Genomic DNA, 15,632 nt, shown 5'->3' on the forward strand with positions numbered 1-15,632 from the left:
ATGCAATTAACTTTTTCGATTTATCGTTATAACCCAGAAGTAGATGCGAAGCCTCGCATGCAAGACTACACTCTAGAAGTAGAGGAAGGTCAAGACATGATGGTGCTAGATGCGCTACTTGCACTTAAAGAGCAGGATCCGACGCTTTCTTTCCGTCGCTCATGCCGCGAAGGTGTATGTGGTTCTGACGGTGTAAACATGAACGGCAAAAACGGCCTAGCATGTATTACTCCACTTTCTGCGCTGGGCAAAGGCAAAATAGTCGTTCGTCCACTTCCAGGTCTACCTGTTGTACGTGACCTTGTTGTTGATATGACGCAGTTCTATACACAGTACGAAAAGATTAAGCCTTTCTTAATTAACGACAGCAAGCAGCCGCCGGCTCGTGAGCACCTTCAGTCACCTGAAGAGCGCGCTAAGTTAGATGGTTTATATGAGTGTATCTTATGTGCATGCTGTTCGACGTCTTGCCCATCATTTTGGTGGAACCCTGACAAGTTTATCGGTCCGGCCGGTCTACTTCACGCTTATCGATTCTTAATTGATAGCCGTGACACTGCGACAGAAGAGCGTCTTAACGATCTTGACGATGCATTCAGCGTATTCCGCTGTCACGGTATCATGAACTGTGTAAGTGTATGTCCTAAAGGATTGAACCCAACAAAAGCTATTGGCCAAATCAAGTCAATGCTTTTACAACGGGCTGTTTAGTACTATAGTCTGATAACTTCCTAAGTTATAGATGCGATACGCTAAATAGCCATCCAATAAGGATGGCTATTTTTTTATATATTCTCCGTTATAACACTTGGTTATGCTGAGAATAACCTTATAATACATCTTGATTGTTAACTAGATTTTATAAAACGTAGCAAGGCAAATTAAATGCAAGAAAGCGTGATGAAAGCGTGGTGGGATTCCTCGCACATGGCAGGTGCCAACGCTGCCTATGTTGAAGAGTTGTATGAAACCTATTTAGAAGACCCGCAAAGTGTCTCTGAAAATTGGCGACAAATCTTCGATAACCTCCCCAAAGTCGATGGCGTAGAGTTAGAAACCAATCATACAACTATTAAGAATCAATTTAGGCAACTTGCTGCGTTAGGGCCAACCGCCCGCATGTCTAGTCCGTCTTCTCCTTCTGCTAATGTCTCAGACGACAGGCAAGTTAAAGTCCTTCAGTTAATTAACGCGTTCCGCTTCCGCGGTCACCAACACGCAAACTTAGACCCACTTGGTCTATGGCAGCAAGAGCGTGTGCGCGACTTAGAACTTTCTCACCACAGCCTATCTGAGCAAGATTTCGATTCGGTTTTCAACGTGGGTTCTTATGCTATCGGCAAAGAGTCAATGCCACTTGGAGAACTGTTTAAATCGCTTAACAGAACTTACTGCGGGTCTATCGGTGCAGAGTACATGCACATTACCGACACTGAACAAAAGCGTTGGTTACAGCAAAAGATAGAATCTGTTCAGGCCAAGCCTGAAATTTCTCGTGATGAGAAGTTAGGTATTCTTAAAGGTCTTACTGCGGCCGACGGCATGGAAAAATACTTGGGTTCTAAATTCCCAGGTGCAAAGCGTTTCTCTCTAGAAGGCGGCGATGCGCTAATTCCTATGCTTAAAGGCTTGATCACAAAAGCGGGCACTGCGGGTACCAAAGAAGTGGTTATCGGCATGGCTCACCGTGGTCGATTGAACGTATTGGTGAACGTACTGGGTAAAAACCCGTCAGTACTGTTTGACGAATTCTCTGGTAAACACGACGACTCGCTAGGTGCGGGTGACGTGAAATACCACGCCGGTTTCTCTTCAGACTTTGCAACGCCAGGTGGCAATGTTCACCTAGCGCTAGCGTTTAACCCGTCTCACCTTGAAATTGTTAACCCGGTAGTTATGGGGTCGGTACGCGCTCGTTTAGCACGTCGTGATAACGACACTAACACAGTGTTGCCAATAACTATCCACGGTGACTCTGCTATTGCGGGTCAGGGTGTAGTTCAAGAAACCTTTAATATGTCACAAACTCGCGGCTTTGCTGTGGGTGGTACCGTTCGCATTGTGGTAAACAACCAAGTTGGCTTTACCACGTCGAAAACAGAAGATACCCGTTCAACGCAATACTGTACCGACATCGCGAAAATGGTGCAGGCGCCAATTTTCCATGTTAACTCAGATGACCCAGAAGCGGTTGCCTTTGTTACACAGCTTGCGCTTGAGTATCGCAACAAGTTTAAGAAAGACGTGGTAATTGACCTTGTTTGTTACCGTCGTCATGGTCACAACGAAGCGGATGAGCCGAATGCAACGCAGCCGTTGATGTACCAAAAAATTAAAAAGCACCCTGTACCGCGTGTGCTATATGCTGACCAACTTATAGCTGAAGGCGTAATTGAGCAACGGGATGCAGACCGCTACCTTGAAGAGTATCGTGAAGCGTTGGATCACGGCGCTTGTGTTGTAGAAGAGTGGCGTCCAATGACCGAGCACAGTGTTGACTGGTCTCCATATCTTGGACACGACTGGGATACGCCTTACGATGGCGCACTTTCAGTTGAGAAGCTTAAAGAGCTAGGTGAGTCAATCACTACTATTCCTGAAGATCATAAGCTTCAGTCTCGTGTAAATAAGCTGTACCAAGACCGTAAGGCTATGGTTGCAGGCGAGAAGAAGTTAGATTGGGGGATGGCTGAAAACTTAGCCTATGCCACTATCGTTGACGCCGGCGAAGATATTCGCATTACGGGTCAGGATTCTGGCCGTGGTACTTTCTTCCACCGTCACGCGGTATTACACAATCAAAAAGACGCATCGACGTATATGCCTCTGCAGCATATTCGTGAAGGTCAGGGTGAAATTGAAATTTACGACTCTGTGCTTTCGGAAGAAGCAGTAATGGCATTTGAATACGGCTATGCGACGGCAGAGCCAACGTGCCTGACCATTTGGGAAGCCCAGTTTGGTGACTTCGCTAACGGCGCACAGGTTGTATTCGACCAATTCTTAAGTTCAGGTGAAGCAAAGTGGGGCCGTTTGTGTGGTCTAACCGTTTTACTTCCACATGGTTATGAAGGTCAAGGCCCAGAGCATAGTTCTGCACGCCTTGAACGTTTCCTTCAGATGTGTGCTGATCACAACTGGCAAGTGTGTGTGCCTTCTACACCTGCACAGGTATACAACATGCTTCGTCGCCAAGTGGTTCGCCCAATGCGTAAACCGCTTATCGTCATGTCGCCTAAGTCATTATTACGTCACCCAATGGCGGTATCTTCGTTAGAAGAGCTAGCGGAAGGTAAATTCCACAACGTGATAGATGAAATTGACGACATTGATCCGAAGAACGTGAAGCGTGTTGTTATGTGTTCGGGCAAGGTTTACTACGATTTGTTAGACCAGCGACGTAAAAATGAGCAAACAGACGTTGCAATCATCCGTTTAGAGCAACTTTATCCATTCCCACAAGAAGAATGCGCTAAAGTTGTGGCACAATACAGCCATGTAAAAGATTGGGTTTGGTGTCAAGAAGAGCCTCAAAACCAAGGCGCTTGGTACTGTAGCCAACACCATTTCTGGCAAGCAATTCCAGATGGTGCGAAATTAACATATGCAGGCCGTGATGCATCCTCGTCACCTGCAGTAGGTTATGTATCCGTTCACAACCAGCAACAGAAAGCCCTGGTTGAAAACGCACTCACAATTAAATAAGGAACAGTAATGACAATTGAGATAAAAGTTCCGGTTCTACCTGAGTCAGTTGCCGATGCCACCATTGCAACCTGGCACGTTAAGGCCGGTGACGCAGTTAAACGAGACCAGAACCTGGTTGATATTGAAACTGATAAAGTGGTTTTAGAAGTTGTGGCGCCAGCGGACGGTACAATTGGTGAGATCCTAAACGAAGAGGGTGCAACAGTTTTAGGCGAGCAAGTAATCGCAAAGCTAGAGAAGGGCGGCGCAGCTGCAGCTTCTGAGCCGAAAGCTAAGAGTGAGTCTAAAGAAGAGTCTAAAGAAGAAGCTACTCCAGCGGCTTCTGGCAAAGCATCTGACGTGAAAGTACCTGTTCTTCCAGAATCTGTTGCTGATGCAACTATTGCTACTTGGCATGTTGCGGTAGGCGAAGCGGTGTCTCGTGACCAAAACTTGGTTGACATTGAAACTGACAAGGTCGTACTTGAAGTGGTAGCGCCTGCAGATGGTTCTCTTGCAGAAATCATCGCTGAAGAAGGTGCAACAGTAACAGCTGAAGAAGTTATTGCCAAGTTTGTTGAAGGCGCTGCAGGCGGTGCATCAGCACCAGCGTCTTCAGAAGAGAGTGATGACAACGACGAAAGCAGCGATGCGCTTAGCCCATCTGTACGTCGTCTCCTAGCTGAGAAAGGCGTAGATGCGTCTAAAGTTAAGGGTACGGGCAAAAATGGCCGTATCACTAAAGAGGACGTTGAAAAGTATCTTAAAGGTGGTGACAGTGCTCAAAAATCAGCGCCTGCATCAACTGAGTCAGCGCCAGCGGAATTGCCAACGGGTAACCGTACAGAGAAGCGTGTACCTATGACGCGTCTTCGTAAAACAATTGCTAATCGTCTTCTTGAAGCGAAGAACTCAACGGCAATGTTGACTACGTTTAACGAAGTCAACATGAAGCCTATTATGGACCTTCGTAAGCAGTATCAAGAAAGCTTCGAGAAGCGTCACGGTATTCGTCTTGGCTTTATGTCTTTCTACGTGAAAGCCGTAACTGAAGCGCTTAAGCGTTTTCCTGAAGTTAATGCGTCTATCGACGGTGATGACATCGTTTATCACAACTATTTCGATGTATCGATTGCTGTTTCTACACCGCGTGGCCTTGTGACACCAGTACTTAAAGATACTGACACACTGGGTATGGCGGGTGTTGAAAAAGGAATTAAGGAACTAGCACTTAAAGGCCGTGACGGTAAGCTGTCACTCGCTGAACTACAAGGTGGTAATTTCACAATCACCAACGGTGGTGTGTTTGGTTCACTAATGTCTACACCAATCATTAACCCGCCACAAAGCGCAATTCTTGGTATGCACAAAATCCAAGATCGCCCAATGGCAGTTAATGGCAAAGTAGAAATTCTACCAATGATGTACCTAGCGCTTTCTTATGACCACCGTATTATCGATGGTAAAGAATCGGTAGGGTTCTTGGTAACCGTTAAAGAGATGCTAGAAGATCCAACACGTCTATTACTAGACGTTTAAGGTTTTCATCTCGCGGAATTGTGGTTGGGTGCTTCGCATGCGTAAGTTTGCTTAGCACCTAACGCAACGCTGATATTTGCCCTATAATATCAGTCAAACTAATCAAGTCGCATTTGCGGCTTTTGTCTTACTAAAAATCGGATAGAAACACCATGAATTTGCATGAATACCAAGGTAAGCAGCTATTCAAAGAATACGGCTTGCCTGTTTCTGAAGGATACGCAGCAGACACTGCTCAAGGTGCTGTAGAAGCCGCTGACCGAATCGGCGGAGAAGAGTGGGTAGTTAAGTGTCAGGTACACGCGGGCGGTCGCGGTAAAGCTGGCGGTGTAAAGCTAGTTAAAAACAAAGACGACATTCGCGCTTTCGCTGAAAACTGGCTTGGCAAAAATTTGGTGACTTTCCAGACTGACGAAAACGGTCAGCCTGTGAGCAAAATCCTAGTTGAATCTTGCACAGATATCGCTAACGAGCTTTACCTTGGTGCAGTAGTTGACCGTACAACCCGTCGCGTTGTATTTATGGCATCTACTGAAGGTGGCGTTGAGATTGAAACTGTTGCAGAAGAAACCCCAGAGAAGATCCTTAAAGCTGAAATCGACCCAATCGTAGGTCCTCAGCCTTACCAAGCACGCGAAATGGCGTTTGCTCTTGGTCTTTCTGGCGTTCAAATTAAGCAATTCACTCAAATCTTCCTTGGCCTAGCTAAGATGTTTGAAGAGCTTGACGTTGCACTTATCGAAATTAACCCGTTAGTTATCAAAACTGACGGTAACCTACACTGCCTAGACGCAAAAGTAGGTATCGATGGTAACGCGCTATATCGTCAGCCTAAGCTGAAAGATATGCAAGATCCTTCGCAAGAAGACGCCCGTGAAGCTCACGCAGCTCAGTGGGAACTAAACTATGTTGCACTAGACGGTAACGTAGGTTGTATGGTTAACGGTGCTGGCCTTGCAATGGGTACTATGGACATCGTAAACCTACACGGCGGCAAGCCAGCTAACTTCCTAGACGTTGGTGGCGGCGCGACTAAAGAGCGTGTAGCTGAAGCATTCAAAATCATCCTTTCTGATGACAATGTTAAAGCGGTATTGGTTAACATCTTCGGTGGTATCGTACGCTGTGACATGATCGCAGAAGGTATTATCGGTGCGGTTAAAGAAGTTGGCGTAGAAGTACCAGTAGTTGTACGTCTTGAAGGTACCAATGCAGAGCTTGGCCGTGAAGTTCTAGCGAACTCAGGTCTTGATATCATTGCTGCTGAATCGCTAACTGATGCAGCACAGAAAGTTGTTGCTGCAGCGGAGGGCAAATAATGTCTGTATTAATTAATAAAGATACTAAAGTAATTTGCCAGGGTTTCACTGGCGGTCAGGGTACATTCCACTCTGAGCAAGCAATTGCTTACGGTACGCAAATGGTTGGTGGTGTAACACCAGGCAAAGGCGGTACTGAGCACTTAGGTCTTCCAGTATTCAATACTGTACGTGAAGCGGTAGAAGCAACTGGTGCAACTGCAACAGTAATCTACGTACCAGCGCCATTCTGTAAAGATTCAATTGTTGAAGCTGCAGATGCGGGTATCGAGCTAATCGTATGTATCACTGAAGGTATTCCAACGCTAGACATGCTTTACGTTAAAGAATACGTTGAAGCTAAAGGCGTACGCATGATTGGTCCAAACTGCCCAGGTGTTATCACTCCTGGAGAGTGTAAAATTGGTATCATGCCTGGTCACATCCACAAGCCTGGTAAAGTAGGTATTGTTTCTCGCTCTGGTACACTTACGTACGAAGCGGTTAAGCAAACTACAGACGAAGGTTTCGGCCAGTCTACTTGTGTTGGTATCGGTGGCGACCCAATTCCTGGTTCAAACTTCATCGACATCCTTCAGATGTTCCAAGACGACCCACAAACTGAAGCTATCGTTATGATCGGTGAGATCGGCGGTACTGCTGAAGAAGAGGCAGCAGCGTTCATTAAAGCTAATGTAACCAAGCCAGTTGTTTCTTACATTGCAGGTGTTACTGCTCCTCCGGGTAAGCGTATGGGTCACGCTGGTGCAATCATCGCAGGCGGTAAAGGTACTGCTGATGAGAAATTCAAGGCACTAGAAGACGCAGGCGTTAAAACAGTACGTTCACTTGCCGAAATCGGTAAAGCGCTTCGCGAAACTACAGGTTGGTAAGCTAACGCTTAACAATTTTGTGATAAAAGCCCGCTTTAAGCGGGCTTTTTTGTGCGCGCTTATTTACAACTCTGCTGAAATGCATGTAACAAAATTACAACTATCTGCCGTAAAAGCCCCGGTCAATCCACATTGTGTTGTTAAATTACATAAAGGCCTGCGTATCCTTTGTTAACAGCGTGTTGCACAAATTTTATTGAATACGTATGCAGGCAATTGTGCAAACCCTAGGTCCTCTATAGCATTATGCCGACGAGATGTATTGTCATTTAATTGTCATAAGAACAACAAAAAGACAACAACTATAACCGTATGGGACACCCGTTTTATGAAACAATTTAAACCCAACCTAATTAAAGCTGCGCTTATTTCAGGCGGTATGGCGTTTGGCAGTGCACCAGCATTTGCACAAGATGCAAACACTGATGCTGTTGATGAAGCAAATCTTGAAGTAATTCAAGTGAGCGGTATTCGCGGCAGCTTACAGCGTGCTCAAGCAATCAAAATGGATAACACCTCAATTGTTGAAGCGTTATCAGCAGAAGATATTGGTAAGCTACCAGATACCAGTATTGCAGAATCAATCGCACGTCTTCCTGGTGTAACTGGTGAACGTCGTAACGGTCGTACAAGTGGTATCTCTGTTCGTGGTTTTAACGAGAACTACGTTGGTACGTCACTAAACGGTCGTGAACTTCTAGGTATGGGTGATAACCGTGGGGTTGAGTTTGACCTTTATCCAACGGAAATCATTTCAAACATTCTGGTATACAAAACACCAGAAGCGGGCATGACTACCCAAAATATCGGTGGTTCAATTGACCTTCAAACGGTTAAGCCTCTAACGGCAGAAAGCACGTTTACCGTAAACGGCACGTTCGAAAAGAATGCTGAAGACTCTCCAAACCCAGATTTTGACAACGACGGTCACCGCATTTCTGTAAACTTTGTCGATCAATTTGCCAACGATACGATTGGTTTAGCGTTAACTGTTGCGAGCATGGAGTCTCCGCGTCAGGAGCAACACTTCCGCGGTTGGGGTTATGCGGGTGTGAACTTTGATAATGAGCGCCGTGACCTAGACCCTGTAGAAGTTCCTGAAGGTACAGTAGTTCTTGGTGGTCACGATTCATTCCAGCGTTCAGCAATGCTAGAACGAGACTCAATTGCCGCTGTTGTTGAATGGGCGCCTACCGACAAGCTCAATATCCAACTTGACGCGCTTTATATCGATTTCGTTGAAGACGATGTACGCCGTGGTCTTGAAGAAGGCGGTGCAGAGTGGGGTACAAGCGCTTACACTATCACTGGTGTTGAAAACGGTCTGGTAACCAGCGGTTACTCTGATGGTTTCTATAGCGTTGTACGTAACGATGCGCGTCGTCAAGAAGCAGACCTAACCACAGTAGGCATTAATGCTGAATACCAAATCAACGACTCTTGGACACTAGAGCTTGATTACTCTACCGGTAAAGTTGAAAAAGAAATTGTCGATGTAGAAAGCTACTCAGGTGTAGGTCGTGCTGGTACTGAAGGCCGTCCAATTACTGCACGTAGCTGGGAAATGACATCTTCTGGTGTAATGTTCTCTGACCACCCAACTATTGCACCGGTTGACCTTACCGACCCAACACTTATTAGCCTTGCAGGTCCGCAAGCATGGGGCGCACGTCCGTTACTTGAGTCTGATGCACAGGATGGTTTCGTAAACCAGCCGCTTTTCGAAGAAGAGCTTGATACCCTTCGTTTCGACGTTAAAGGCTATGTAGATTGGGGTGTGGTAACTGGCCTATCTGCTGGTGTTGTATATTCTGACCGCTCTAAATCTAAAGACAATAACGGTGCTTACCTAACAGCGCCTTCATATCCTGGAAATGCTGCTATTCCTGAAGTGCTAGGCGTAACGAACCTTAACTTTATTGGAATTGACGGCGTGTTAGCGTACGACTCGCTAGGTCTTTTCGAAAGTGGTTATTACATTGAAAGCGATGCAAGCCGCGTTCAAAACGATCGCTTAGGTGATACTTACACCGTTGATGAAGAGCTACTTACCCTTTACACCAAACTAGATTTGGAAATGGAAGTTGGCGATATTTGGGTTCGCGGTAACGTAGGCCTTCAAGTAGTAAGTGCAGATCAAGAATCGACAGGTTTCTCTGCAACGTCTGATCGCGATGGTTACACCATTGCTAGCCCTGTAACAGGTGGCGCAGACTACACAGATGTTCTTCCCACACTTAACCTTTCAGCAGAAGTGGCTGAGGGCCAGTTTGTGCGCTTGGGCTTGAGCAAAGTTATTTCTCGTCCGCGTATGGATGACATGCGTCCAAATACTCAGGTTACGTTCTCGTTCAACGATAACCAAATCACTAGCCCTGACATTGAAAATGGTCCATGGGGTGGTAGTGCTGGTAACCCTGAATTGCGTCCGCTTGAAGCTAACCAGTTTGACCTAGCTTATGAGAACTACTTTGCAGATACAGGTTATGTAGCTGTGTCGTTCTTCTATAAAGACATTAAAAACTGGCACCGCAGCACGTCAATTGTGGCTGATTTCACAGAGTTTTATATTCCTGAGCTACATCAGGGCTCTGAAGGTCAAACTCCTGTATTGTTCACAGGTCAAGTAAGCAGTGTACTAGATGGGTTCGAAGGCTTTGTTCGCGGTTACGAATTACAAGGTTCACTTCCATTTGATATGATCCATGATTCACTTGAAGGCTTCGGTTTGTTCGCAAGTGCAACCTTTATGGATGGTGAAGTTGACGCGGCTCCGGGTCAAACTGAAACACGTATTCCTGGACTATCTGAAGAGTCTTACAGTATGACTTTCTTCTATGAGAATGCTGGTTTCGAATTCCGTCTTGCGGCAACAAAACGCGATCAGTACCTAACTGAAGAAAGAGGTACAAGTCTTGCGTTAGTTGATGCAACGAAGCAAGGCGGTACGCTTGTTGATGCGCAAATTGGCTATGACTTTAGCGAGTCTGGTATCGAATATCTAGAAGGCCTACGTGTTACTTTACAAGCACAGAACCTGACCGATGAAGATGATATTCAAGCGTCAGCGGCTGACGGCCGTCAAATCACGCAGTTCCAAACTTATGGAACGAACTACTTGCTAGGATTTAACTACAAGTTCTAATTTCTTCGTGTGTGTAAAGCCACCTGCTGCTTTTTGTTTTAGCTTGTGCTAAAAGAGAGCAAATGGTGGCTTTTCTTTTTGTATGAAAGGAACCCTTCAAAATTTTTGGTACGAATTGCGAGAAGTTTATGCAAGATCCTCATAATAAACCGATAAAGCGTGTAGTGATTGCCGGCGGTGGAACGGCAGGTTGGCTAGCTGCATCATTAATGAAAAAGGTGTTGGGTAAAGCAGTTGATATTACTCTGGTTGAATCTGAAGCGATTGGTACGGTCGGTGTTGGCGAAGCTACCATCCCCCCAATACGCCTAGTAAACCAAGTGTTAGGTATCGACGAAGCACAGTTTCTTCATGATACTAAAGCAACGATAAAACTTGCTATACGGTTCGAAAATTGGAAAACGAAGGGTGAAAGCTACTATCACACCTTTGGTGCGCCGGGCAAAAGCATGGCGTTTTGTCATTTTCATCACTATTGGGTAAAGGCGCGCCAGCAAGGCCTAAAAGCCGACCTGTGGGATTTTGACCTAAATTACCATGCCGCTGAAGCGGGACGATTTGCGCAGATTAATGCCAAAGACCCAGTCGTTGAGCTACCTTTCGCCTATCATTTTGACGCCAGTTTATACGCTCAGTATTTACGAAAGCTGAGTGAAAATATGGGGGTTGTACGCAAAGAAGGTAAAATTTCACGTGTTCAACGTTTTACCGACAGCGGTTTTATTCAAGCACTTCACTTAGAAAGTGGGGACGTGGTTGAAGGGGACTTATTTGTTGATTGCACGGGCTTTAAGGGGCTATTGATAGAGGAAGCGCTGGGCGCTGGTTACGACGATTGGTCTCACTTACTTCCTTGTGATAGTGCCATTGCTGTACCGTCTGAGCGACATGAAAAAACCGCGCCTTACACGCGCTCTATTGCCCACGATGCGGGTTGGCAATGGAGGATCCCACTGCAACACAGAAATGGTAATGGCCACGTATATAGTTCACGCTATATCAGTGATGATCAGGCCTGTGACACCTTGTTGTCAAACTTAGATACCAAACCATTGGGCGACCCTAAACTGATAAAGTTTACGACGGGCAGACGACGTAAGCAATGGTACAAAAACGTAGTAGCAGTAGGTTTATCAAGTGGATTCTTAGAGCCACTTGAATCTACCAGTATTCACCTCATTCAATCTGCAATTGTTCGCTTAATTCAGTTGTTTCCCCACAACGGTTTTGCTCCAAGCTTGGAATCGGAATATAACAAGCAGTCTGAATTAGAATTTGAACAAATCCGAGATTTTCTTGTTTTGCATTACACCGTAAATGAGCGAACCGATAGCGCCTTTTTCAATGATATGCGAAATATTACTTTACCCGATTCCCTTGCACATAAAATTGCGTTGTTTAAAGAAAGCGGAAATCTGCTACGAGAACAAAATGATCTATTCCTTGAAAGCTCATGGCTACAGGTCTTGTACGGTCAGGGGATTACTCCTAAGGATTATCACGGTCTGGTAAACAGTGTGCCTGAAGTTCAGTTAAATCAAATGTTAACAAGGTTGTTGGAAATCAAAAAAGAGCCCATTGCTAAGTTGCCGACACATGACGAATATATAAATGGGATGGTTGCAAAGTATAAGCGCGCAATGAGTTGAATAATTTCATATGGTTAGAAGTGCTGCGAACGAACGCATTAGCTAACTAAACAGGTAAAGGATAAAGCAGCCAAAAGGCTGCTTTATTCGTTTTTAAGGATGAATTGGTACAATTACGCTGGTTTTTTACTGGTAAATTAAAAATATGTTGCGCTGGTGTAAATGAATACGTATGCACAGCATTGCTCCCTTTTTATACAAAACAGTAGTATTTGGTGTTGAACCATAAGAGGCATTTTTGGGTGTGGTAGTCCTAAAAGTGTCGATAATAAACAAGGAATGGGACACCAATGAAAACATTCAAACCCAGCACTATCATGGCGGCCTTGATAAGTAGTGGGGTCGCGTTTAGCGCAGCTCCTCTTTATGCCCAAGAGTCTCCAGACACCTCAATAGACGAAGTTGAACGACCACAAGAAGATACCTTAGAGCGTATTGAAGTACGTGGTTTTAGTACCAGCTTAATCCAATCACTAAACCAGAAACGCTTCTCTGATACGGTTTCTGAACAAATATCTGCAGACGATTTGGGCGGACTTCCCGATGTGTCGATGGCGGATGCACTGACCCGCTTGCCGGGTATCTCTGCAGTAAGAACCGGAGGGCAAGCCGCGCAGATAAACATTCGTGGTCTATCCGGTGACTTTGTGTTTTCTACATTAAACGGTAGAGAGCAGGTATCGACCAGCGGGAGTCGCGCCATTGAATTTGACCAATATCCGTCTGAGCTAATCAGTGAAGCAGCGGTTTACAAGTCGCCAAAGGCATCGCTTATTGAAGGCGGCATCGCCGGTACGGTAGAGCTCAAAACTGCTTCGCCCCTTGCCATTGAAGAGCAGCATAAATTCAGCGCCAACATGCGTGGCATGTACAATGACAGGGCATCGGAGATAAGCGATGCCACAGAATACGGCCACAGACTGAGCTTTTCATATCAAGGCAAGTTTTTAGACGATACGCTAGGTGTGTCATTGGGCTATGCCCGTTTATTCCAGCCTAGCGTTTCTACGCAATTCATCGGCTTAGCCTATAACGGCCAAGTTGATGTTGATGGTCTTGAAGGGGATGCAGACGGCCCAGCAGAGTGCCCAAATTGTGAACTCATTTCAGAAGGCTTTGAAATGCAGCATAAAGGTGGGGAAGAGACCCGTGATGGTTATGTTGCCGCGTTTGAGTGGGCACCTATCGATACCTTTACATTAAAAGCTGATGCCTTCATTTCTAAGTTTGACTCAGAAGCGTTTGCCCGCGGTTTTCGTGTAAAACTAGGGGGAATTAATGCGGGTATTACCAACCCGGTTGTGGTGAACAATAATGTCGTTGGCGGGACCTTCTCACGCACAGATAACAGCTTTACCCGCGTTGAACTTGTTAACGACGACAATCAAGATTTTGACAGTGTTACCAACTTGGGCGTTAACGCGGCTTGGGAAATCTCTCCGGACTTATCCGTACAGTTTGACGTATCCCGTTCAAGCGCAGAAAGTGACTTTAGAAACGGCTTATTATGGTCGCTTGTCGGTGATGACGCCACAGCAGCAAACCCAGCTTTTGACGAAAACGTACAAATATCCTATTTGCTAAACGGATTAAATCTGCCTGATATTGGCTTTAACCAAACTGATGCCTTTACTGATTTAGACCGAGTCATGGTGAGTAAGTACGGTATCTATCCGTTTGAAAATAAAGATGAGCTAGATGCCTATCGTGTTGATTTTCAGTATTACGTCGACGTGCCTATCATTTCTGGCTTTGAATTTGGCTATCGCTATTCAGACCGTGAATATAACAATGATCGCTCGGTGTTTGAATACGGCAATGACAGTGCATTTTCAGTCAGCGAACCGCCACTTCGTTTAACGTCGGATATGGTCGAGCAAGTTGACTGGAGCGGTGATTTTGGTTATTTCCCAAGTTATCTTTCTGTCGACCTAAACAGTGCACTAAACGCATGGTTTCCTGGCGGTCGACCAGAGCCTGTTCAAACATGGGGGCCTGGTGCGGCAGGCGTTATTAATGGCCCCGGTACTGGACCTGCTACAGCATGGACGCTACAAGAGAGTGGTGATGTATTTGAGACGGTGAACTCTGCTTATTTAATGGCAAACATTAATACAGAAATTGGCAGTATTCCTGTTACAGGTAATGTTGGTGTTCGTTACGTTAAAAGTAAACAAAGTTCAACGACGCTACAGCGTGCGACTCAGTTAATTGAAGACCTAGAGACCGGAACATCGGTTGAAGTTAGTGACCCTACGGCTGGTGCACAAAACATTACCGACGACGTAGGGTTAATTAATAACTTTTATCGCCCAGCGTTGATAAGTCACGAATATTCTGACGTTTTGCCTTCAATTAACCTGAACTTTAAACTTACTGATGATACTCAGCTTCGTGTGGCAGCCGCGAAGGTGATGGGCAGGGCGCCTATCAACCGTTTCGCTGCGAATGCATCTACTACTATTGAAACGGTTACCGCTTTCCAAGACAGAGACTCTGGTGAGATTACCTTGTCTAATCCTACCGCAAGAGTTAGTGGGAATGCGCGAAACAGCCCGTACTTAGAACCTTTCTACGCTACCCAGTACGACGTGTCGTGGGAATACTATTTCTCAGATACGGAAGGTGCATTAGTTATCGCTGGCTTCTATAAAGATATTGAATCGTTTGTTGAAGACATTGAAATAGAGCCTTATGACTTCGAAGCTAACGGCATTGTTATTCCTGATAACGTAAGTGTACCCGTTTACCTGACACCAGAGTTTAGCGGTCAGGAGGCTGAGCTTGCACGGGATGAAAACGGCGACCCTATCTTTGTGACTGTTCCTACCGAAAATGGCAGTTACAGCACCGCAGTTAATAATGCAGAAGGTGGCTATATCAGGGGGCTGGAGGTCGCTTATACCCAAATATATAGCATGCTTCCAGGCATGTTGTCTGGGCTGGGCGTAAGCGCAAGCTACTCCTACACCGAAAGTGAAATTCAGCGCACCCTTGGCGATGGTGTATACGCTGCTAACTTACCAGGCCTGTCTGAAAACGTAGCTACGCTAACCGTTTTTTGGGAGTACGAAGGCTTTGAAACCCGCTTATCAAGTCGTTATCGCGATGCCTTTGTCTCGCAACAAGTTGCTGTTAATGATCAGGTGGTTAACTTTGACGATGAATTAGTGATTGACTACCAAGCGTCATACGAAATTAGCGAAAATTGGAGTGTATTGTTTCAGGTTAATAACCTCACTGACGAACCAACGAAGAGCTATTTCGCGTCAGAAGAGCAAACCGGCACTATTCAGTACTTTGGCACGCAATATTACCTAGGGATGACATATCAACTATGAAAAACAGCACCTTAGGTAATTTATTTAGCAACACGACGGAATATTCGGTTGCCAAAAGTAGCGAAAATATTCAGGAGAAT

8 protein-coding genes are annotated in these 15,632 nt (G+C 45.5%); all 8 read left to right on the top strand.

All coding sequences use genetic code 11. The features are described 5' to 3' along the window. The 8 genes from MADE_RS09595 (at window position 1) to MADE_RS09630 (ending at window position 15,552) form a co-directional block, all read left to right on the top strand. Complete coding sequence (locus MADE_RS09595; protein WP_012518362.1) at window positions 1-711, top strand: succinate dehydrogenase iron-sulfur subunit; 711 nt, start codon at window positions 1-3, stop codon at window positions 709-711. Between the two features lie 174 nt (window positions 712-885). Next, the gene (locus MADE_RS09600; RefSeq protein ID WP_012518363.1) at window positions 886-3,705 is read left to right on the top strand and encodes a 2-oxoglutarate dehydrogenase E1 component; all 2,820 of its coding nucleotides are present in this window, start codon (window positions 886-888) and stop codon (window positions 3,703-3,705) included. A 9-nt stretch (window positions 3,706-3,714) separates the two neighbouring features. Continuing rightward, complete coding sequence (odhB, locus tag MADE_RS09605; RefSeq protein WP_012518364.1) at window positions 3,715-5,226, top strand: 2-oxoglutarate dehydrogenase complex dihydrolipoyllysine-residue succinyltransferase; 1,512 nt, start codon at window positions 3,715-3,717, stop codon at window positions 5,224-5,226. Window positions 5,227-5,378: 152 nt separating this feature from the next. Next, window positions 5,379-6,545 (top strand): ADP-forming succinate--CoA ligase subunit beta, encoded by a 1,167-nt coding sequence (gene sucC, locus MADE_RS09610; RefSeq protein WP_012518365.1) that lies wholly within the window; start codon window positions 5,379-5,381, stop codon window positions 6,543-6,545. Further along, complete coding sequence (gene sucD / locus MADE_RS09615; RefSeq protein ID WP_012518366.1) at window positions 6,545-7,417, top strand: succinate--CoA ligase subunit alpha; 873 nt, start codon at window positions 6,545-6,547, stop codon at window positions 7,415-7,417. Before sucC ends, sucD begins: the two co-directional genes overlap by 1 nt. A 328-nt stretch (window positions 7,418-7,745) precedes the next feature. Beyond that, the gene (locus tag MADE_RS09620; RefSeq protein ID WP_012518367.1) at window positions 7,746-10,562 is read left to right on the top strand and encodes a TonB-dependent receptor; all 2,817 of its coding nucleotides are present in this window, start codon (window positions 7,746-7,748) and stop codon (window positions 10,560-10,562) included. Between the two features lie 128 nt (window positions 10,563-10,690). Continuing rightward, the gene (locus MADE_RS09625) at window positions 10,691-12,211 is read left to right on the top strand and encodes a tryptophan halogenase family protein (RefSeq protein ID WP_012518368.1); all 1,521 of its coding nucleotides are present in this window, start codon (window positions 10,691-10,693) and stop codon (window positions 12,209-12,211) included. Window positions 12,212-12,501: 290 nt separating this feature from the next. Then, window positions 12,502-15,552, top strand: a complete 3,051-nt coding sequence (locus MADE_RS09630) for a TonB-dependent receptor (protein ID WP_012518369.1) — start codon at window positions 12,502-12,504, stop codon at window positions 15,550-15,552. The last annotated feature ends 80 nt before the right edge of the window (window positions 15,553-15,632 follow it).

The sequence above is a fragment of the Alteromonas mediterranea DE genome (genome assembly GCF_000020585.3).
Classification (GTDB): Bacteria; Pseudomonadota; Gammaproteobacteria; order Enterobacterales; family Alteromonadaceae; genus Alteromonas; species Alteromonas mediterranea.